The organism is Vibrio sp. T11.5 (assembly GCF_027587155.1).
Classification (GTDB): domain Bacteria; phylum Pseudomonadota; class Gammaproteobacteria; order Enterobacterales; family Vibrionaceae; genus Vibrio; species Vibrio neptunius.
Map to the genome: position 1 here is coordinate 54,934 of NZ_JAPPTP010000018.1, position 21,259 is coordinate 76,192.

At 44.6% G+C, this 21,259-nt stretch carries 19 protein-coding genes; 6 read left to right on the forward strand and 13 right to left on the reverse strand.

Translation table 11 applies throughout. From position 1 onward, the window contains the following. Positions 1 to 95: 95 nt before the first annotated feature. Complete coding sequence (locus tag OH455_RS16845; RefSeq protein WP_269982173.1) at positions 96 to 1,031, reverse strand: chemotaxis protein; 936 nt, start codon at positions 1,029 to 1,031, stop codon at positions 96 to 98. A 195-nt stretch (positions 1,032 to 1,226) separates the two neighbouring features. Between OH455_RS16845 and ppiC the strand changes: the two genes are divergently transcribed. After that, on the forward strand, positions 1,227 to 1,505 hold the full coding sequence (gene ppiC, locus OH455_RS16850) for a peptidylprolyl isomerase PpiC (protein ID WP_045977255.1): 279 nt from the start codon (positions 1,227 to 1,229) through the stop codon (positions 1,503 to 1,505). A gap of 38 nt (positions 1,506 to 1,543) precedes the next feature. Here ppiC and OH455_RS16855 read toward each other — a convergent pair whose 3' ends face one another. The 6 genes from OH455_RS16855 to OH455_RS16880 all read right to left on the reverse strand — a co-directional run bounded on the left by OH455_RS16855 (position 1,544) and on the right by OH455_RS16880 (position 9,772). After that, on the reverse strand, positions 1,544 to 4,099 hold the full coding sequence (locus tag OH455_RS16855; RefSeq protein ID WP_045977254.1) for a glycosyl hydrolase family 18 protein: 2,556 nt from the start codon (positions 4,097 to 4,099) through the stop codon (positions 1,544 to 1,546). A 556-nt stretch (positions 4,100 to 4,655) separates the two neighbouring features. Beyond that, on the reverse strand, positions 4,656 to 5,414 hold the full coding sequence (locus OH455_RS16860) for an SDR family oxidoreductase (protein ID WP_269982174.1): 759 nt from the start codon (positions 5,412 to 5,414) through the stop codon (positions 4,656 to 4,658). A gap of 1 nt (position 5,415) precedes the next feature. Continuing rightward, positions 5,416 to 6,369, reverse strand: coding sequence for a hypothetical protein (locus OH455_RS16865; RefSeq protein ID WP_269982175.1), 954 nt, complete (start codon positions 6,367 to 6,369; stop codon positions 5,416 to 5,418). A gap of 6 nt (positions 6,370 to 6,375) precedes the next feature. Continuing rightward, the gene (locus OH455_RS16870) at positions 6,376 to 7,515 is read right to left on the reverse strand and encodes an ABC transporter substrate-binding protein (protein WP_269982176.1); all 1,140 of its coding nucleotides are present in this window, start codon (positions 7,513 to 7,515) and stop codon (positions 6,376 to 6,378) included. 716 nt (positions 7,516 to 8,231) lie between these two features. Then, entirely contained in the window at positions 8,232 to 9,236 is a 1,005-nt protein-coding gene (ltaE, locus tag OH455_RS16875; RefSeq protein ID WP_269982177.1) for a low-specificity L-threonine aldolase, read from the reverse strand. Positions 9,237 to 9,247: 11 nt separating this feature from the next. Then, positions 9,248 to 9,772: an NUDIX hydrolase gene (locus tag OH455_RS16880; protein ID WP_045977249.1), complete on the reverse strand. Its 525-nt coding sequence runs from the start codon at positions 9,770 to 9,772 to the stop codon at positions 9,248 to 9,250. Positions 9,773 to 10,050: 278 nt separating this feature from the next. Here OH455_RS16880 and OH455_RS16885 point away from each other — a divergent pair, with 278 nt between their 5' ends. Both OH455_RS16885 and viaA read left to right on the forward strand, forming a co-directional pair. Further along, on the forward strand, positions 10,051 to 11,715 hold the full coding sequence (locus tag OH455_RS16885) for an ATPase RavA domain-containing protein (protein WP_269982178.1): 1,665 nt from the start codon (positions 10,051 to 10,053) through the stop codon (positions 11,713 to 11,715). Between the two features lie 11 nt (positions 11,716 to 11,726). Beyond that, positions 11,727 to 13,172 carry an ATPase RavA stimulator ViaA gene (gene viaA, locus OH455_RS16890; protein ID WP_269982179.1) on the forward strand — a complete coding sequence of 482 codons (1,446 nt, stop codon included), beginning with the start codon at positions 11,727 to 11,729 and terminating at the stop codon, positions 13,170 to 13,172. A 56-nt stretch (positions 13,173 to 13,228) separates the two neighbouring features. Here viaA and emrD read toward each other — a convergent pair whose 3' ends face one another. Together emrD and OH455_RS16900 are read right to left on the reverse strand one after the other, a co-directional pair. Beyond that, entirely contained in the window at positions 13,229 to 14,434 is a 1,206-nt protein-coding gene (gene emrD, locus OH455_RS16895; RefSeq protein ID WP_269982180.1) for a multidrug efflux MFS transporter EmrD, read from the reverse strand. 210 nt (positions 14,435 to 14,644) lie between these two features. Beyond that, a complete protein-coding gene (locus tag OH455_RS16900) occupies positions 14,645 to 14,953 on the reverse strand; it encodes a cysteine-rich CWC family protein (RefSeq protein ID WP_045977325.1) in 309 nt (102 codons plus the stop codon). Positions 14,954 to 15,093: 140 nt separating this feature from the next. Here OH455_RS16900 and OH455_RS16905 point away from each other — a divergent pair, with 140 nt between their 5' ends. Beyond that, positions 15,094 to 15,354 (forward strand): hypothetical protein, encoded by a 261-nt coding sequence (locus OH455_RS16905; RefSeq protein ID WP_045977245.1) that lies wholly within the window; start codon positions 15,094 to 15,096, stop codon positions 15,352 to 15,354. Here OH455_RS16905 and OH455_RS16910 read toward each other — a convergent pair. Next, positions 15,347 to 16,270, reverse strand: coding sequence for a DMT family transporter (locus OH455_RS16910; RefSeq protein ID WP_205622499.1), 924 nt, complete (start codon positions 16,268 to 16,270; stop codon positions 15,347 to 15,349). The genes OH455_RS16905 and OH455_RS16910 overlap by 8 nt on opposite strands. Before the next feature lie 143 nt (positions 16,271 to 16,413). Between OH455_RS16910 and OH455_RS16915 the strand changes: the two genes are divergently transcribed. Continuing rightward, entirely contained in the window at positions 16,414 to 16,869 is a 456-nt protein-coding gene (locus tag OH455_RS16915) for an Lrp/AsnC family transcriptional regulator (RefSeq protein ID WP_206370906.1), read from the forward strand. Position 16,870: 1 nt separating this feature from the next. Here OH455_RS16915 and OH455_RS16920 read toward each other — a convergent pair whose 3' ends face one another. Both OH455_RS16920 and OH455_RS16925 read right to left on the reverse strand, forming a co-directional pair. After that, positions 16,871 to 17,920, reverse strand: coding sequence for a GGDEF domain-containing protein (locus OH455_RS16920; RefSeq protein ID WP_269982181.1), 1,050 nt, complete (start codon positions 17,918 to 17,920; stop codon positions 16,871 to 16,873). A gap of 74 nt (positions 17,921 to 17,994) precedes the next feature. Beyond that, a complete protein-coding gene (locus tag OH455_RS16925) occupies positions 17,995 to 18,471 on the reverse strand; it encodes a MarR family winged helix-turn-helix transcriptional regulator (RefSeq protein WP_206370926.1) in 477 nt (158 codons plus the stop codon). 413 nt (positions 18,472 to 18,884) lie between these two features. Here OH455_RS16925 and OH455_RS16930 point away from each other — a divergent pair, with 413 nt between their 5' ends. Continuing rightward, the gene (locus OH455_RS16930) at positions 18,885 to 20,462 is read left to right on the forward strand and encodes a BCCT family transporter (RefSeq protein WP_269982182.1); all 1,578 of its coding nucleotides are present in this window, start codon (positions 18,885 to 18,887) and stop codon (positions 20,460 to 20,462) included. Between the two features lie 73 nt (positions 20,463 to 20,535). On the opposite strand, the gene OH455_RS16935 is transcribed toward OH455_RS16930, so the two are convergent. After that, positions 20,536 to 21,255 (reverse strand): 3'-5' exonuclease, encoded by a 720-nt coding sequence (locus OH455_RS16935; protein ID WP_206375274.1) that lies wholly within the window; start codon positions 21,253 to 21,255, stop codon positions 20,536 to 20,538. Positions 21,256 to 21,259: the final 4 nt, after the last annotated feature.

Below are 21,259 nucleotides of genomic sequence, written 5' to 3' on the forward strand. Positions count from 1 at the left end.
AGATGCTTGAGTTAATGGCAATAAAATTGATTTATGTAATAGATTTGATGAACTTAGCTTAGCTAAGTTCATCAAATCATAGGTTCTTGTTACGGTTAAACCGCTACCTCAACACGCTCTGGTTTGGTTCCTGATTCGAGCATAGCTGCGCCACGAAGCATCGCCTGTACTAAGTCACCCGCATTAAACTTCTCTAAGGCCTCATGGGCACCAACCTGACGAGCCCGGTCAACGCATATCTCACTTGATAGTGACGTGTGAAGAATAATGTAGGCGTTACTGAGCTGCTTATCACTCTGGGTTTCAAACGCTAATTCATAGCCGTCCAACCCAGGCATTTCAATATCGCTGACGAGCAACTGAATCGGTTGGCCCCGTTCCGCTTCTTCTCTCATCAGTTCCAGTGCTTCAATGCCATTGTTTCGGATCTGATAGGCAATATTAATGCTATCGAGCGCATCGGCGAGCTGTTTTCTTGCTATCGAGGAATCATCGACAAGTAAAATGTTCAGTGCCTTGAGCCTTTCTCTTTCAATATCGGTCAGCATTGGAATCTTAGTCGACTCATATTGAGGGTAGATTTTTGATAGCAGGAGTTCGACATCTAGCATCTGAATAATCTGCTCATCGTATCTGGTGATGCCTGTAACGAAAACGTTTTTACCTGCTGACTGAGGAGAAGGCTCAATAGAGCGCCAGTCACATTCGATTATCTTTTCAATCGAACGTACCATGAAGGCGACAACGGTTCTTAAACAATCGGTGACGATTAGATAGCAAGAATCGTATTCTTCTGGCTGGATTGGCCTAAAGCCAATAGCGGCAGGCATATTAATCACTGGGATAGTTTTATCGCGAATAGTGACAGTGCCAATGACATGATGATGCGAATAGGGGATTTGAGTTGTCGGCTGATAAGGGACAATCTCACGAACCTTTAATGTACCAATCGCAAAGAGCTGTTCACTATGGGTCAGTGTGAACATCAACATGCCTTGAGACTGATTTGCTTTACTGATTGTTTTTGCCATGACGAGAGTTTCTCAAATTTGATACTTTTATAAACCGAGATGGTAACTGATCTGTAGATCTATTCAATTAAGATAGGTCAATTAAGCAAGATTATTTGGCAATTAGTATAGATATTTAGCAAATGGGATGGTGATCGTGTCGTAAATCGTTAAAATACGCGCCACTAGCTATGTCCTACACTTTGAGATTTTCATATGGCAAATACCGCAGCGGCTTTACACATTTTGGTCAAGCACAAAGAACAAGCTGAAGACATTATTAAACAGCTGAAGAAAGGGGCTAAGTTCCAGACATTGGCGAAAAAGTATTCGACTTGCCCTTCGGGAAAGAAAGGCGGTGATTTGGGAGAGTTTCGTCGAGGGCAGATGGTTCCTGCATTCGACAAGGTTTGCTTTAGTGGCGAAACGTTGGTCCCTCACTTGGTCAAGACAAAATTTGGCTGGCATGTTGTTAAGGTACTGTACCGCACTTAACCAAACACCCCACAATAGCGGGGTGTTTGCTGTCTGGGTTAGAGTTTAGTCCAGGCGTCACCCCAAGCTGACCCAGTTCCCGGTGCATAGGCCCAAGCCACGCCCGAGCACCAACCAGAATATGGGAAAGGTTTACACTCGTAGTTACTTCCTGCATTAGTGACGCGGTCACCTGCTTGATATGGAGTACCTTCAACATATTGAGGGTATTGATCTGGATTACCCCCATCGTCCTTGGCTTTGACAAGAATTGATAGACGAGCTGTGTCAGAAGCTGTGCCATCAGAAACAGTCACCGAGACTGAAACATTGGTATCTTGCGCAAACTCAGGAGCAACAAAGCTTGCGCTTTGACCATTGTCAGTCAGTGCCACGTCTGAGGAAGACCAGCTATAGGTGAGAGTGTCACCGTCTGGATCAGAACTGCCAGAAGCATCTAACACAACTTGGTCACCAGCTTCCGCTTGAATCGGGCCATTAAGGTCAGCGGTAGGAGGGGTGTTATCGGGAACACTACCGAATAGCGCCTTTACGTTAACCATGTCGGTGGATGTGGCATTTTGATTGTCAGTGACCGTTAGTTTAAAGCTGTATGTTTCATTCGTGCCTGTGTCGGGAATGGCAACGCTAGCAACCGCTTTGTCTGCATCGCTGATGTTGAGGCGATTGCCAGCAATCTGTTCCCATTGATAGGAAATAAGGTTGCCGTCGTTGTCGTAAGATCCAGAACCATCAAGTTGTACGGTATGAGCGGAGTCGACGGTGATATCATCACCCGCATTAGCAACGGGGGCTTGATTGCCCGGCTCTCCACCTGCAAGTAGTCCACTTTGCATAGCATTGAGGATGTCGCCGTTATCTCCATCGATCTCCCATGAAAACAAGCCCGCAAATCCTTGAGTGCGCACATAGGCCGCTTTTTCCTCAACAGAGCGAGCATCGTCATAGGTGATGACTTCACCCGTGGACTCTTTGTATAGGTAAGGGGCCTTTGCAGTGGCATCGTAGAATGCTTCGACACCGGATTGACCAAGGTAATCGCTGACAATATCTTTATAGTCAATGACTCCTGGTTCCCAGCTACCTGCAATCGGTCCGTTGCCTGTACCTGTGATTGGATTGGTAGGATCGGTCATGCTATCACGAGTGACCCCGCTCCAGCCTCGCCCATACATAGCAGCGCCGAGAACGATCTTGCTTGGCGACACACCTTGTTTAAGCAGTTCCTTGACACCGTTATCCGTGGTGTATTCTGGGCCGTCGTCAGGCGTCAAAGTTCCCTCACACTGAGCAGCAGAAATGTGTGACCCACAGTAAACTGCTGCCTGATGACCGAGATTGTTATCCCATGCGCCGTAGAAATCGTAAGTCATGACAAAGAGATAATCCATGTACTGCGTTGCGTCTGGATAGTGGACGTCTTCAACTTTGTCCCAGCCTGCGCCAATGGCCGAAGTCAACTCGTATGTTCGGCCCGTTTCTGCGGATAGTTCATCCAGCATTTGGCGAAGCTCTCTCATTAAAGCAACGTAAGCTTTACCATCGTTATCTGGGTCGCCTAGATCTGGGTTAGCGCCAGTGCCGCCGGGGTACTCCCAGTCGATATCAACGCCGTCGTAGAATTTCCAAGTAAGCAGAAACTCTTTGACTGAGGCAACAAAGGTGTCGCGATTCTTTTTGTCGGTGAAACCGAAGAAAGGATCGGAAAGTGTCCAACCACCGATAGAAGGAAGGATCTTCAAATCCGGGTAACGCTGTTTGAGCGCCATCATCTGACCATATGTGCCTTTTATCGAGGAATCCCCAGTTCCAGGTAGGGAAGAGCCCAACGCCCCCCACTGGTCATGAACGACCACTTCATAGTCTTGTGAATCACCGCAGGCGAGTTGAAGTGCCCGTTGCGAGTTTGGATCGGTTAAAGACTGGTTAGGACCACAGATCGGTACGAAACCATAGATGATGTGTGTCAGATTATCGGCTGGGATGTTGTCAACGGTGAACTTGCGGTCATATTGGCTCCATTCGACAAAATAGCTACCGACAACCGTACCATTGGGCTGAGGAGGAAATGACTGATTATTGCTATCGATATTCATAACTAGTGGCGCCATGCCTGCACCATCGGTATCGATGACTGAAATTTTGTGTACTGGTGAAGTTGAACAGTCTCCGCTTGCATCACATATATTGACGGTCATGTCATATTGGCCAGCTTTATCTATTTGGACTTGAGTCTCGCCTGAGAACGCAGAATCTGTAGGGCCATTGATCGCTTCAGAAAAAATGACATCATTATTTAAACGCACTTGCCATTCTGTCGCGGGTGTTCCGCTGTTGTACCAAACATCCCACTCCACTGGGAAAGTAACCTGATCATGCCTAACCACGGTTTTTTTGTAAGACTGTTGGCCTGCCTCGCCGTTAATCTCAACAAAAGACTGGCTCTTAACACTGGTCATATTCCAGTCCAAAGCAGGCGCGGACGGGGCCGCTAATACGCTCGCGCTGATTGTACCTAGGCTGAGTGCTATTACTACAGACAAAGGTTTCACTATACCTATCTTGTTACACTGACGATGTTTATTTTTATCCATTATTTTTTCCTTTTATTAAACCCTATGTTTAAGCCTGAAATAATTCCAATAGAAATTTATTTAGCAGACTAATTTAATCTAGAAGGGGTTTTTAAATTGGGAAAAAGGAAGTTTTTCAATATGGAACGAAAGGTGGCGATTAATATTAATTCATAAATAATTGTTGGACAAAAAGATATTTACATGGCAATCAGGATTAGAATTAAAGCTCTATTAATAACGGCAATATTGTTAAAACTGGAGTATTTTTATTTTGACGTTTTTGTCGGAGTAGATATTCTAATGTGATCAACATAAATCCGTTTGTCTCATCATAATTTGCATGATGTGAATTGCTTTGAGCACTAGCATGGCGAGCTTAAACTGCGGACCGTATGATTTGATTAACGTTTGCTGACGATGAGCGACATAGTAAATGTTCATCGTCAGCAGGTAACATCACTCTAAAGTGACGTGATAAGGCTTACTATTTTGTCAAACTGACCTGAGATTCAGCGAGAAGGCTGCGCAATTCTCGCTGATTGGATAGGTAAGTAGTGGCAACACTCTCAGAGCCTCAATAAGCTTTATTGAAGCCGCCATCCAGAATGATGTTTTGACCAGTCATATGGTTAGAGATTGGACCAAGCAACGCCACGATACCATCGACCACATCTTTGATTGAAGCATACTTCTTGAGTGGAATGTTGGACACTTCATTCTCCATCAATGCTTCAAACGATAAATTCTGATCAAGCGCTTTTTGCTCCATCTTTTGCGTATAACTTTGAGTCATGACGCCCCCGAGAGAGAGTGTGTTCACCGATATGCCTTGTTCTGCTAATGACAACGCCATTGTTTTGGCTTGTCCTATCCAAGCGCTGCGCAAGCAATTATTAATCGAATAATGTGGCAGAGCCGCTTTGGAGCTGATGCCAGAAACGAAAACAATCGAAGCTCCTTGCTTCAACTTATCTTGCTCTACAATCTGACGGAGCAAACGTAGAGGCAAAATAAAATACTTATTGAAGTAGTCTTGCCATTTCTCATCGTCAGGAAACACTTCTCTGGAAGGTGGGATCCTTGGGATAAAAAATACCACACCATCAAACTTGTCTGCGCCTTTGATTGTTGAGGCGCATTCGTCGATGGAGTCGGCGCTGAAGAAATCAAGTGAGCTTGTCTGAACTGAATGTTGAAAATGAGTACTAGCGACGATGTCATTGAGTTTGCTTACGTTTCTAGCGGCCAAAAAAAGTTGATGTTCTTGGGCGAGTTCTGTGACCAAGTTAGAGGCGATGCCACCTGTCGCACAAGTGATAAGATAATTTTTCATACTAGGCGTTCTCTGTCGTAATTAGATTGTTTACACAAGACTTCGATATGGGCAAACGATGCGTCTGACTTTTAATTGAAAATTCAATGTAATGCTCTCCGCCATCAATTTTAATAGATGCATTATTTTTAATTATACTTTCTCGCAATATTATAGAGCGGCTTAGACGAATAAAATCATCACTGAATGAATTTTCTAATTCAGTCAACGTACATCGTATTTTGTGTTTTATTCCATTGGTCATCAACACTTCACTATAGGGGTGAGTATACTTAGCAAAGGCTATTTCATCACTGTATGCAAATAGCTTTCTATTACGTGAGATGATCTTGTTAATATTGGTTATTCTGTTCTTGAGAACTGAATTTTCTTGCTTGTATTCGTCAATATCGTCTTCATGTGATTGTATACCATCTTGTTCTTTGACGTAATGGTTTGCCCGATAGATGTATAGTATGAGCAATATCGGAAGAGTAGACGATGCGATGAATAAAATAACACTCAGGCCAAGTTGCTGATATTCATTTTTGGAAAAGAAGTACCAGTTAATGTGCCCAAGCTTTTTTTTGCCTATCATAAGTTCAGATACGCCAGCGTCGAGCTTATATTCTTGTTGGGTTAGCGACAGCAAAGTGTTGCCTCCAGAACAAACCGTTTTTTGCACTTCATCCTTGGTTGAAAAACTTTGTAAGTCCAGCTCAAGACAGACTCTAAACCAGTCAATCGACTCATAGGAATCGATAAGCAGTGACATTCTGTTTGTCAGAGCTTGATAATTGAATGTATATACATCGTCAATCACTGTTGGGGACTGGACCCAAGACTCTAGCACCGAGACAAAACCAAATAATACAGAGTCAACCGCTTCATTGTGTGAAGGTTTAGACCAATAGAAAACTGAATTGCATAAGATGACGACTAGACAGCATAGTGCTGCTTTTAACTTAATGCTCATTGTTATTTAATCTGTCAACTTTGATAAATATCGAACTCGATTATCCTGAACGGAGAAAAGATACAGTGGCTTTTTGCTGTAACCTGCGGCGTCAAAAGTCAAAGGCTCTCCATCCATGACTGTCTCAAACTTCAATTGTTTGAGTGACTCAATGAGACCTTGAGGGCTAGGCTGCGGTTTTGAATCGTACCCAGCGATTAAAAAATTAAATAGATCGTAGGTATATGTAGTCAAAAAAGTGGCTTGGTTTTGTGAGCAAAAAGTATTGGAAATACTGTTTAGAGCGCTTCTATTATCTGATTTAGGGATACCATCCCAGTTTTTAACAAAATACAAGTTAATGTTAGGGCTTGTGGTTCCAATGGTTTGGAAAAACTCTTTTCTTGCCCCTACTGAGTCAGTGCCCAATATCGTGAATGATTTACCACTGTCTTTCATTGCATTGTATAGAACGGCAATATTAGGGTTGTATAACGGTGCAAAGACGACGGCGTTGTTAGGTAATGCACCCACAATGTCATCGGCATTACTCATGCTGTAATCGTACTTCTTAAATTTGATTGGTTCACTATGGGCAGTGAGTTGTTTGATGAACGCGACAGCGCTTTGTTTAGAATACTGTCTTGAGTTATCAATCAACACATGAGCAGTCTTAGTGGAATAATGGCTAAGGTAATAGTCACTAAGCAGCTTAATCTGATGTTTATTACTTGGCATTATTGATAAACCCATTGAAGGGTCCTTGATAACACTCTTCGCTGTTGCTGATGTCACGAATGCAATGTCATGTTGATTGAGTATACGGGCTGCGATTTCCGCTTCATGCGACACTAATGGCAGCAAGGCGATATCGACACCTTGGTCGACTAAGCTTTGTGCAGCTAAAGCACTGCCGTGAGCAGTCCTATCGTTCGAGACAAATGTAAATTCAACATTTCTTCTAGAGGCAGACACTTCGTCTGTAAGGGCATTCAGTACACACAGTTTCTCTTTATTTGAGGTACTGGTGGTGTTCGTCAACTTGCCGACCATGATACCTACCTTAAGCGTTTCAGATGCTTGAACTCTGTCTGAGCTCAACATGCCAATAGTGAACAACAAGAGGGCAAGTGCAAAAGCCTGTGAAATGAGGTTGTGGTTAACCAAAAGTAACTCCTAGGTGCCTTGTTTTCATTAACAAATATTCAAAGGTATGAATAATATAACGTTATGAAAACAATGGTTTTTTATATTTTTTATTGTAAATTTACGCACTTTTCATTAACAAAAGCGACGGACTAATATTGTTTTATGCATTGGAAAAAGACAAGGTATATATAGACATATATGAGTTGTTGTTGTGATGTTGGTTCCACATTCTATCTATGGCTTTGGATGATGGATAAATTAGATACAAATTATCAATCTGTTACCGCCTTATGTTTAGCTAGATAGATATTAATTATAAATGTTTTCTGGGGTTTACCTTTGGTTGAAAGGTGAACTTGTTCTCGGTGGAGTACGCAATACACTCTCTAACAACGGCTACTTGTGCAGGACTAACTTTTGATGAATTAATCAGAGTAAAAAACCTTGTAGAATCAGGATAATTGCTAGGTAAAAAACATGATGTTTACCCGAAACGCATCATAAAATGCGCCCAAACTAAACGAAAATAACGACAATATAGGGTGTTGGTATGCCTAACCAACTTAAAGCAGAATAGGCTCATAAAATGGAAAAATAAGGAGGGAGCCTTATCTCAGAAAACAACTGAACTGATGGTATTATGCGGCAAGCACATCGAGAGTATGAGTACTCTTCGATGCTGAGAAAAGCCAGTCGCTATAGTGACTGGCTTCTAAACTGGAAGAGACAAAAAATTACAGATACATTCTGAGTTTTTCGACCAGCAACTTGATGTCAGATTCAGAGACATCTTTGTGAGTGACGAAGCGTATTGGATTGCCCGGAGAAATGATAATGCCGTCTTCGCTTAACTTAGTGGCAATGGCATGAATATCTACATTGTCGTCTAGCTTAGCAAAGACAATATTAGTCTCAACGAAATCTGGGTTGATCTGGAAACCTTCAAGTTGACTTAATTTGACCGCTAATAGCTTGGCGTTAGCATGGTCTACTTTTAATTGTTCGACTTGTTCGGTTAACGCAAGCTTACCTGCGGCGGCAAGAATGCCAGCCTGACGCATACCACCGCCGAGCATTTTGCGTAAGCGGCGTGCTTTAGCGATATACGCTTTACTGCCAAGTAGCAAAGAACCGATGGGAGCAGAAAGGCCTTTTGATAAACAGATTGTCATTGAGTCAAAGTGCTTGGCTATTTCTCGAATATCCACATCAAGCGCGACCGCTGCATTATATGCACGGGCTCCGTCTAGGTGGAGTGCGAGGCCGTGTTGATCAACAAATTCGCGGGCTTGCGCGAGGTAAGACAAGGGCAGCACTTTGCCATTGATGGTGTTTTCCAAACTCAGTAACTTAGTGCGAGCAAAATGGCTATCATCCGGTTTGATGGCCGCCTTTAGCTTGTTGAAATCAAGGGTACCATCAGGATTGTTTTCAACAGGTTGTGGTTGAATGGAGCCCAACACCGCAGCGCCACCAGCCTCGTATTTGTAGTTATGAGCTTGCTGTCCACACAAGTACTCGTCGCCTCGCTCACAATGTGCCATCAAACCAAGTAGGTTTGCCTGAGTTCCTGATGTGGTAAAAAGAGCTGCTTCAAACCCATGGCGTTCTGCTGCCCATGCTTCTAGCTCATTGACGGTCGGGTCATCACCATAGACGTCGTCGCCAACTGGCGCATCAGCCATGGCTTGTCTCATTGCCGGGGTCGGCTTAGTGACGGTATCCGAGCGGAAATCCATGTGCTTTTCTCCTATATGTATCCGCATAACTTTGCTTTACTTAAACATGCAATCGTTTTGGCATCAGTGATCTCACCTTCGACAATCTTTTGTTCGATATCGTGTAATGATAGCGATACAACTTCAATCACTTCATCATCGTCACATGCAAACTTAGACACGTTTGTCAGCCCTTTTGCAACGAACAAGTATTGAATTTCATCGCAGAATCCGGCCAAAGGTGTGACTTGCCCAAGAGATATCATGGTTTCAGCACTGTATCCAGTTTCTTCTGCGAGTTCCCTTACTGCGCAAAGCTCAATCGGCTCGTTGCTTTCTAATGTACCTGCAGGCAGTTCAAGTAACCATTTTTTCAGAGAAGGGCGGTATTGGTTGATAAGAACGATATCTCCATTATTCGCGATTGGCAGAATAACAGCAGCGCCTGGATGAGAGATCGTCGTGTGAGTGATGGTTTTACCATTCGGCAATGTGGTTTGCTCTTCCTGAAGGTAGATGCCTTTCCATGTATGTAGAATATTCAAAGGAGTGTCCATAATAGTCTTTTTTTAATGACTCATTTCTTAGATGCAGGCTTACATTACAGTCTACATATAGTGAATAAAAGGTTAATAAATTATTTGACTCAAATATGAGACACTATCCCAGTGACTCAGGTCTCAAATTTGCAAACATTGATTTCAATCAGTTACGTCAAAATGGCTTCTGGTATAAATATGGCCCCAAACTAAAGAAAACGCACTTGTAACAAAGTGATAACAAATGTATAAAAATATATATATTACATTTCTGGTTGAAGTCAGAGGAGCTCAGAATGATCAGCCCTACCAGAGTCTCCCATTCGCAACAAGCGTTGCTCTCTGAACGAATAAATAAATTAGCTCGCGCCTTATCTGACGGTGTTTACGAGCGTGAAGATACCATCAAAATGTGCTTGCTCGCTGCTTTAGCGGGTGAAAGTGTTTTTCTGTTAGGGCCACCAGGTATCGCAAAAAGCCTTATCGCAAAGCGACTTATACAGGCTTTCGACAACTCCTCCTATTTTGAATACTTGATGACTCGTTTTTCAACACCTGAAGAAGTGTTCGGACCTCTGAGCATTCAAGAACTTAAGGACAATGGTCGCTACTTACGCTTGACAGAAGGGTATTTGCCGACAGCGCAAGTTGTCTTTTTAGATGAGATTTGGAAAGCGGGTCCTGCAATCCTTAATACCTTATTGACGGTTGTTAATGAAAAGACCTTCAAGAATGGCAGTGATGTAGAACGTGTTCCCATGCGTTTACTGGTCTCTGCTTCAAATGAGCTGCCGGATGAAGACAGTGGTCTGGAGGCGCTCTATGATCGAATGCTAGTACGTATTTTTGTCAATCGAATTCAGAACAAGCAAAACTTTAAGTCGATGCTGACCGTAGGCACACCGCAGGAAGCACAGATCCCAGAAGGATTAGCCATAACCGATGAGGAGTATCACTTATGGCAATCGGAGCTTGAAAAACTCGAACTCAGTGATCAGGTATTCGAAAAGCTTTATCAACTTAAACAAATGTTAGAAGAGTCGGCAGCCCAAGGGTCAGGCGTCCATGCTTCTGATACCGATATGTATGTTTCAGACCGTCGTTGGAAAAAGGCAGTTAAACTGCTCAAAGCCAGTGCCTATTTTAACGGCCGTGATAGTGTCAATCCACTTGATCTACTGCTTTTGCAAGATTGTTTATGGAACAGTCCGGAATCTCGAGAAGTCGTCCACCAAGTGATTAAGGAGTTTGCACTAACGCACGCCTTTGATCAGCAAGACGTCGAACAGCAAATCCGTTTATGTCGAGAAGAACTGGACGAAGTTCAGGAAGAGCTAGAGTCTGAGTTTGGTATCATGCTATCGATGGAATCGACAACGGGGCTACTCAAAAAACAAATTCATAGCTATGACGTCTCAGATGCAAAGCGTTATGAAGTCGGTAGTGCCTTTGATCTAGTTAAGTTGGTACTGCTGCAAAGTAATATGTCAGTATCAGAATCCGAGAAAGGCGACAGTCGCTGGGTTTATGTACCGAAGAACGAATTAGAGCGGATTATAAAAGAAGGCCATGGAGATGTTTACGGATACGTTAATCAGAACACCAATCTGTGCCGACTGCGCTTTGATATCGATGCTGCGAACAACTTAGTCATTAAGGATATTGCCAATCGTGCTGTGTTAGTTTCGGTTGTAACCGAGAAAGGTTTGGATGAGGGCCTCTATCAAAACTGGCTGACCAAATCTGAGCAAGCGATGGCGCAGCTCGAACACGCTGAACATCATTTGCTCAAAGTGCGTTCAAACTTTCATGGTGCCTTACCCCACAGCTTTATTGATCAAGACCTACCTCGTGTAATGGAGGCAAGCCTGCAGCACATTCAGCAGGTTCTTGAATCAACCAAAACAGAGTGTGAGCGAACAGTGTTCCGTTTCAAAAACCTCAATCAATTCTTCTCGTAAAGGGGGACTGGATGTTAGGCGCTGATGGACTCAACCTCGCATTAATGATTGCTGATTCCGGTATTATTGATACAGCAGTCAACGATCTGATGGCACGCTCTCAGGTAATGGCCATCACTGAAAACAGAGGAATGAAAACGAAAGTTAAAAACCATCTGTTGAAGTGGCGTGGTGGCGTCAAGAAACGCATCACCAAGGTATGCGAAACGGAGCGTTTCCAACAGGAATTAGCGCTGTATCAGGAAGTCATCCATTGGGATGAAGCCACGTTCTTTGAAAAGATCCCCGATGTGATCAAGAAGCTCGAATGGCATTCCGCATTTTATCTTCAAGCTCGTCGGCTTATGGATAAAAACAAGGGGTTAAACAACCCAATGTTTCCTCATTACTTTTGTGATCAGTGGTATCAAAGTCTTTCTGATGCCATTCTTCAGGCACAGGTCAGTGAGCTCGAAGCGAGTAAAGAAAAAGTCCTCAAAGACCTTTACCAGCGCATGGAAACCATGAAGAACATGGCCAAAGTAACGGAAGAGGGAGATGAGAGCAGCGTTGGCCGTTTGTGGGATATGGCTTCAGCAAAACTCAGTCGAACCGACTTGTCCGTGATGAAACGCCATGCTGAGTTTTTGAAAAAGAATCAGGGCCTTCAGGAAATCGCTGAAAAATTAGGCCGAATGGCGAGTCAGGTAGATGATCCCGAGTTAAATCGAGCGCCTACTGAAGAGCTGCAAATGGTCGAGGAAAAATCGGATGAAGCAACCGATGATATCGTTGGTATTCATGAAAGTGATGATCTGAACAAGCTGCTACCCAACGAAACCTTGTTTCTGGCTTACCCTGAACTGGAAGTCGTGTTTTACAAACACCTCGTCGACAAGCGGTTAATGAATTATCGGATGCAGGGTAAATCACGAACGCTACGTAAAGTGAAAGCACATAAGCCAGATAACAAGCAGGTTGATGTCGAAAAAGGCCCGTTTATAGTGTGTGTTGATGCTTCTGGCTCCATGAGTGGTTTTCCTGAGCAATGTGCCAAAGCGATGGCTTATGCATTAATGCAAATCGCCTTGGCAGAAGATCGTGATTGCTTTGTGATTTTATTCTCCACTGAGCAAATCACCTACGAGCTGACGCGACAAGACGGTTTACGAGAAGCCAGTGATTTCCTTACTTACAGCTTCCATGGTGGTACGGATTTGGAGCCAGTATTGATAAAGTCAATTGATTTGATGCGTGGTGACAGATACAAAAATGCGGACATGGTTGTGATCTCTGATTTCATTGCGCCTAAACAATCCGATGAGATGCAAGAGAAAGTCGCTGAGCTGAAAAAGAACAAGAATCGCTTTCACGCAATTAGCCTTTCCAAATACGGCAATCCTCAACTGATGTCTATGTTCGATCATAGCTGGGCTTATCACCCCAATCTGGTCGGTCGGATCATGAAAAAATGGTAAGGCTTGACCAAGTCAGAGCAAATAAAAAGGAGCGGTGAAGCTCCTTTTTACATTGGTTAGACGGCTAAAGGCATTTCATTGGAAGGATCGTGTTTGTGATAGACACGAATCAGTCCGAGCAAAGCGAGCAAAGACATAAGCAACATCAGCCCCCCCACAGGCATCTGATCATGCGAAGGGATGATCGAAGCTGCCAGTGTGGCTAAACCTGCACCTAAATTTTGCATGCCACCCAGAACGGCTCCTCCTGTTCCAGCATGGTATGGGAAAGGTGACAAAGCCCCTGTGGTTGCGGCGGGGAATAAAACGCCGGCCCCCAAAAAGTAGATCGTTGCCCCGCCAACTAAGGTTAACGCAGAGGTTTGTCCCATTAGCCCTGGCACAAGCACAATCAGTGAACCCAGAACGGCAGCCAGTAAACCAAACATCAACGCGACTTTCTCACTTCTCTTAGAGGCAATCACGCTGGATAGGCCAGCGCCGACCAGATATCCAGGAATAGGTAAGACAAACAACATGCTAACAGTTGTTGCGGGTAGCTTTAATACGCCCCCAAGTAAAACGCCTGCAGCGGCTTCAAAAATGGCCACACCGGAAAATGTGGCTACCAGACACACTAAGTAACCTTGAAATCTTTTGTTAGAGAGTACAAAGCTATAGCGACTTATAGCCGATTCATGGCGTCGACTCGCTTTAGGCAAGGTTTCTTCGAATCGGGTCATCATAATGATCGCTACAGCGATGCTAAACAATGCCAAGAACATATAGCTAGAGCGCCAGCCCATGGTTTCGGTGAAGTAGCCCCCCAAGACTGGAGCGAGTAAAGGTGAAAAAATCACACACATACTAATTAGGCTGTTCACTTTGTGCAGTTCGCTGCCACTAAACACATCACGGGTTAAGGTTCTGCACATCGCGCCGCCGCTACCAATGCCCAACCCTTGAATGAAGCTACCAGCGAGGAACCATTCAAACTGATGAGCAAATAGGGCAACGATGGTACCGATAATATAGATAAGCAAACCGGCAATGATAATAGGTTTTCTTCCTAATCGATCTGAAAGCGGTCCATAGGCAAACTGAGAGATACCATAAGGTATTAGGTAGCATGCCATTACCGCTTGAAGTGCCGCAGGAGACACCAAAAATTCATCAGCCATATGGCCGATAGAGGGGACATACATCGTTTGCGTCATTTGCCCTACTGCGGTCAGAATCGCAATTAAGAATATCAGTTTAATAACTTGAGATGATGCAGACATTTCCTGAAATACCTAAATTCAAAGTGCAAAAAGCCACAGGTATTGCTTAAAGCAATCCTAATAAAATAAAGAGAACGACTAGTTTAGGCGGAGAATCTTAGTGCTTGGCAGGAAAGGGTGCAATAGAAAAATGTGATCTGGAACAAGATTAATTTCTATGATTTGGATTAGTAAAACTAATCCAAATTTAGTATTCATCGGAGTGATGGTTTATGCGATTGGCAAGTGGTTGAGACACTTTCGGCACAGACAAGCATCACTGGAAACAGCGCAAGACATATCCCGTTTTTCTAGGGAAAAACACCAACAAGTGTCTTTGCCGGCGCTGATGTCGCACTGGGCTGGCTCACCACAAGAAGGGCAGCGATGGCTTGCGACGCTTCCTTGAAGGGCCTCCATAATGGTGTCTCTTTCATCATCTGAAAGATGGCGCCAGTTGACGATTTCATCAATGGTTCGATGGCAACCGCTACATATTCCACCATTATTTTTGCATGCAGCGATACAGGGCGTTTTCAAAATGGTCATCCACGCAAATAAATTTCGCTGCAGACTATACCGGACTCTGGGTACAACAACAAAAAATCAGTTGTATTTGATAATGATTCCTATTATTGTTTATTAAAAATCATAATTAATATTAAAAAGTAGTCTTGCTGATGATTTCTTCACTTGCAGCTTCACTCTTCATCGTCGGGTTAGGCATTAAAATTCGAGTTTCTCGCTTACAAATTGGTGTCTGGTTGCTATTTACACTCATACTGGAACAATTTGTGAGTAATATGGCACTGCATGTACTCGTTTCCATGTTCATCGCTTCTCCTTTTCTGATCAAAATGGAGAACAAAGCCCTTGCTCGACAGATCTACGTTCTGTGTGTTCTTGTTCCCAGCTTAACGCTTATCCCTAGGCTCATTTAAATTTAGGTGGCTGATAAAGCAAAGAGGTATCTTTTCTCATAAAGATATTGCTGGCCACCAAACTTCCAATACAAACCAACCCGAGAGCAAACCATCCAAGTTGTGTCGGCTGCTCGTTAAATACCGGTATCGCCAGCAAAGTCGCAATGGCAGGCGTGGCTGCGCCGAACGCTGCCGTGCGCTCTGCGCCGAGTACTGATATCGCATGTAAGTAGGTGAATGCGGCGACAAGACCAGCGCCTACACCTTGTAGGGTAATGTGGCCCATGAGCTCTTTCCATGGCCATTCAGCGGCACGGGTAGTGAGTAAGTGACTGTCGAGTGTGCCAGTTATAATCAGCACCAACAGTGCCAGTGTTGAAAGCAATGAGATTATTCCCGCAGCAACAAGTGGGTTAAGGTTAGAAACACGCGCACAAATGGTGAATGTCGCCCACATCAGACTGCCCAATAAAAACAGCATGTAACCACTGAGTAAGTCACTATCAGACTGGCCAAACCCTTGGTAGAGAAAGACCGCTATCCCACTGATGACGAGCGCTAATCCCAATAGGCGATGTGAACTCAAAGGTTGCTTGAAAAGCAGTATTGCAATACCAGAGACGAACAAGGGGAGCGTCCCTGGGATCAGCGCACTTCCATCTGAGACAGGGGCAAGCCGCATACCTGTGCCTGCGACCAGCAAGTAGGGCAAACCACATCCGACAAACATACCAATGAGGTAACGCTTAGGGACTTTTTTAATGAGCTCTTTTGACTTAAACACCAGAGGGAGTAGCACGATACAAGGGATGAGAAATCGTGCTAAGGCGATATCTGCGGTAGTCAGTTCCGAATGTGCACCACCACGGAGTGAAAGAAAAAAGCCAGACCAGAGAAGCAGTGTGGCAGCCATTGCCAAGTAACCTGAGATCATAACGTTATTCGTCTATACATTGAGTGTCAGTAATTATGAGTCGTTTCTGGAGACCAAATATGGCAAAGTTAACCAATGAAAATGGAAATGTTGGCTGAATCAGCTAATTATTTTATAAAAATTGCTATATAGAGGCTCAATCCATGGATAGAATCGATCAACACATCTTGATGTTGCTACAAAAAGATGCCCGTCAGTCGACCGCCGATATCGCCGACAAAGTCGGTTTGTCACCTTCCCCTTGCGCTAGAAGAATTAAACGACTTGAAGAAGACGGCGTGATCGCCAGTTATCGCGCAAGCTTAAGTAAAGATAAGGTTGGGGTCGGGATGACGGTGTTTGTTGAGGTTAGTCTAAGTAACCATCAAGCCTCCTCTATTGATGATTTTGAGCAAGCCGTTCAGGAGATGGAAGAAGTGGTGAGTTGCCACGTTGTGTCTGGGGCTTATGATTATCTTCTAGAAGTTGTCAGCCATGATCTGGCTGGGTATGAAGCGTTCACACGTAGAATTCAGCGCTTAGAGAATGTTAAGGACATCCATACGCATTTAGCAATTCGACAGGTCAAAGAATCCAGACAACTCCCTATTTTCAACTAATTCAGCGTATGGCGCGCTGATAGCGACTCTGACTCTGATGGTCCACAAGGTCTGGTTGGGAATACAGTGAAACTCGATCGCGCCCGAGACTTTTTGATTGGTACAGCGCAATGTCGGCGCGTTTGACCCAGTCTTCGATCGTTTCAAACGGTTTGGACTCAGCCACACCAGCACTGAGGGTCACTTTGGCATGTTGCGGATAAGCGTGTTCTTTGACGGCGCGGTTGATTGCTTGCATTGAAGACTCAACGGCATATTGATCGGCTTGAGGGAACAACAAAAGGAATTCATCGCCTCCCAAACGAAACAATAGGGTAGAGTGCTCGGTCTGGCTGTCAATAATGCTGACTACCTCAGTGATGACTTGGTCACCCACATCGTGCCCATAGAGATCATTAATCGCTTTAAATTTGTCGATATCAATCAGGGCGATTGACGAGGTGTTATAGAGCTGGTGAATGTTCTCAAGTGAGCTCTGCAGTTGGTGTCGGTTGTAAGTGCCCGTCATAGGATCTCTTACCGACAAGTAGCGAAGCTCTTTTTGTAGCCGTCTGACCGCTTTGACAACCACATGGACAATGACTGCTGTCGCGAGAAGCGAGAACGCGTAGCGAGAGGTTTCGGACAATTCCTGATGAGGCAATATGGCGATAGTGGAACCTAGGCATACCACAATATTCGCAATCGTGGCAATGCGAGCAGGCAAGAGAAACACAATGCTAATGATGATGGGGAATACCCAATAGGTGGCCAAGGTGCCAAAAATGTTGACCGCCATAATGGTTGAAATCACCAGAAGAGCGAGAGGGACAAGATGGCCGAACAGACCGGCCTTGTTGTAAATGATGGCAGCGATCTCGAGAAGCAAAGTGATCTCAAACGCCAAAAGCACAGCACCGAGTAGAACCTCGCCAATAAGAAGGTTCTTAATGCCGAGTGGTACGAAGAAAACTAAAGTGATCGCGGCGATAAATTTCAGAACCTGCTGCTGCTGTCTGAAATCGAGGATCGTGTCCCCATGTCGGCTTTGAAGCGTCCTTTTTTTCACCATGCAACACCTTTGACCTTTTCTGCAGTATAAAAAATAGCCTCAAAGTGTTGCTAAATCAATTCAGCTTAGGGTGGTTATTCTGGCTTAGTAATGCTTCCAAGCTCAAGTACAGGTGCAACATCAATGTCTTCCGCATTCATCATCGAGGAAATACGTTGTACCGAAGAGAGAAGCAGTGACTGTTCCCATTCTTCTAAGCGTTGAAACTTATTGATGAAGTTCTGCTGCAAAGGCATTGGGGCCTGTTCGAGTACGGCGATGCCCTTATCGGTGAGGTGTGCATGCACTTTACGCTTATCTTGAACACTGCGAACACGGGTGACTAACTCCTGGCGCTCCAAACGATCAAGGATAGTCGTTGCGGTTGCCTGACTCATGTTGGTGTGGTTAGAAAGCTCACGAATCGTCACTTCACCAAGCTCACGTATCGAGCGCATGAGAATTAGTTGTGGGCCTGTTAAGCCAGACTCTTTACTTAGCCTTTTCGAGTGCAGATCGATGGCGCGGATAATCTGTCGAATAGAGATAAGAACTTCTTCGTGCTTTTCCAATGTTAATCCTTAGTGAGCGAAGCGTTTGGAGGCGAGAAAATACATGAAAATTCCCGCGAAATGAAGCCTGAAAACCCATAAATATCATACTTATTTCTCATAGTAGTGAGGGAAAGAATAGTTATGAGATTTTGAAAGAAATTTTTTGGTGTAAATGTGATGTTGTCAAATGTTTAGAAGTCAAAATGAATGTTTGGTGGAGGTTTGTTGATTTTTGTGTAAATAGTAGCCTTTCAAACAGATTTATGTCGAAAAATTGGACAAATAATAGTGATTTACTGGAATGATCTGTATCTGGGCGTACAATGGTGTTGAGTCGATCAAGTCTTGATATAGATTAAATTGTTTCTATCACTAATGATTTTTCTATCTGAAGGCTTGATTAGGGAAGAATAATCATTAAGAGAGGAAAGATGACGAAAGGTATAGACAAGTACAGTATCGACAGTACCGATTACACCATCGGCCAAGATAATGTACAAAAGTGGGGGTTTGATGTTCATAACCCCGTGTTTGGCGTGAGTGCCGGGTTCATCGGATTGTTCCTGTTTGCTGTGTTGGTGATGGATGCACAGTCAGCAAAATCCTTGCTCGATGGCTTGAAGTTTCAAATTATCGGCAGCTTTGACTGGCTATTTATTTGGTCAGGAAACATTTTTGTCGTGTTCTGCCTTGCGTTAATCGTAAGCCCATTGGGTAAAATCCGTCTTGGTGGTCAAGATGCGACAGCGGATTACTCATTTATCTCGTGGCTATCGATGCTTTTCGCTGCGGGTATGGGTATCGGCCTGATGTTCTGGAGTGTGGCCGAGCCAGTTGCTTACTACACGGGTTGGTTCGAAACACCGTTAGGGGTTGAAGCCAATACCCCTGAAGCGGCAAAACTGGCAATGGGCGCAACCATGTTCCATTGGGGCCTTCACCCTTGGGCTATTTACGGTGTTGTTGCTCTGTCTTTGGCGTTCTTTGCTTATAACAAAGGCTTACCGCTTTCCATCCGCTCTATTTTTTACCCTATTCTTGGTGATCGTGCATGGGGCTGGGCTGGCCACATCGTTGATATTTTAGCGGTATTGGCGACGCTGTTTGGTCTTGCTACATCCCTTGGTTTAGGTGCGCAACAAGCGGCGAGCGGTATCCACCATGTATTCGGTTTAGATGCAGGGATGGGGTTACAGATCGTCGTGATTACGGTCGTGACTTTACTCGCAGTGGTCTCCGTTGTGCGTGGTATTGATGGCGGCGTAAAGGTGATCAGTAACATCAACATGATCGTCGCCTTCTTATTGCTGATTCTGGTTGCTCTGATTGGTTATGCGGTGGCGTTTGGCAACATTGGCACCACGCTGATGGCCTATGTTGAGAACATCATTCCGCTAAGTAACCCTCATGGCCGTCAAGACGAAGCCTGGTTCCAAGGCTGGACAGTATTCTACTGGGCATGGTGGATTTCATGGTCGCCATTCGTTGGTATGTTCATTGCGCGTGTGTCTAAAGGCCGCACGGTACGTGAATTTATGACAGCGGTTCTATTGGTGCCTACCGCGGTAACACTTCTTTGGATGTCTGTATTCGGTGGTCTAGCGATTGACCAAGTGGTGAACAACATCGGTGAGCTCGGTGCAAATGGCCTAACGGATGTTTCTCTGGCCATGTTCCAGATGTTTGATGTACTGCCGTTCGGGACGGTATTGTCGATCATTGCTGTGATTCTGGTGTTGGTGTTCTTTATCACCTCGTCTGACTCAGGCTCATTGGTTATTGATAGCATTACCGCTGGTGGTAAAGTCGATGCACCCGTTCTTCAGCGTGTGTTCTGGGCATTTATGGAAGGGGCGATTGCAGTAGCACTACTTTGGGTAGGTGGCACAGAAGCCGTTCAGGCACTGCAAGCCGGCGCAATTTCTACTGCCTTGCCGTTCACCTTTGTATTGCTGATGATGTGTGTCAGCTTGCTCATGGGCATGCGCACTGAAAAGTACGATCGCTAGTCGACGTACTTGAATAGAAAAAGGGACGAATTTTCGTCCCTTTTTTATTTCTGACTGCGCGACTCGCTGGGTATCAGAGCCATATCTGACCCAGTGTCGTTGAGCGCTGATAATGATAGGCTATTTGCGCCTGTAGCAACTCAGCGGTTGCCACCGCATCCGTTAAGGCATGATGTGGCGTGTAAGGAGGAAGGCCATATCGCGTTCGGCTAGCCCCTAGTCTGACGGAATCTGGTTTCTTGCCCAACACTTTATTCAGTATGCCACCGTGCAGACGTTGTTGGTGCAGGGTCTCAAGATGCATGGTATCCACGACCGGAAACTCAATCCCTTCATTAATCCGGTCCTTGAGTGCTTGATCAAAAAACTCACGCTCAATTCTTTGATAATGCACCACCATGATCTTGCCCGCCATCTGTTGTAAGACCTGATCATAAACTTCAGACAAGTCCGGCGCATCGAGTATATCACTATGGGTAATGCCATGAATGATGACCGATTCTTCAGCCAATTGCTGGCGCGGGCGCACTGTCCAATGATGGGCTTGATTGATAAAGATTCTGTTGAGGTTAAACGGCACGGTTCCAATGGTGATGATGTCGTCCTGATTGGAATCTAGGCCCGTGGTTTCAAAATCCATCGCCAGAAACGTCACGTCTTCCAAGTGAGTATCCGCAGTAGGGAGACCACTATGATAGTAACGCTGGAGTGAATCATTTCGGCTCGTTTTCTGTTTTGCCTCAAACTTTTTTTCCCAGTCTATCGTCGGCTTACGCATCATATTTTTAATCATGGTT